At 53.9% G+C, this 269-nt stretch carries 1 pseudogene; it reads right to left on the bottom strand.

The annotated features are described in order from the left end of the window. Positions 1-269, bottom strand: a pseudogene (locus N8L90_RS09440) (hypothetical protein); the annotation flags it as partial.

Genomic DNA, 269 nt, shown 5'->3' with positions numbered 1-269 from the left:
TCAACAAGCGCTGTAGCGTCTACATCAGCATCAACAAGTGCGGTAGCATCTACATCAGCAAGCACAAGTGCGGTAGCGTCTACCTCAGCATCAACTAGCGCCGTAGCGTCTACATCAGCAAGCACAAGCGCGGTAGCATCTACGTCAGCAAGCACAAGCGCTGTAGCGTCTACATCAGCAAGCACAAGCGCGGTAGCGTCTACCTCAGCAAGCACTAGCGCAGTAGCCTCTACATCAGCAAGCACAAGTGCGGTAGCGTCTACATCAGC

The sequence above is a fragment of the Streptococcus mitis genome (assembly GCF_946190115.1).
Classification (GTDB): domain Bacteria; phylum Bacillota; class Bacilli; order Lactobacillales; family Streptococcaceae; genus Streptococcus; species Streptococcus mitis_CO.
The sequence above is the reverse complement of the archived record's forward strand: the minus strand, read 5'-3'. Positions and strand labels throughout refer to the sequence as shown.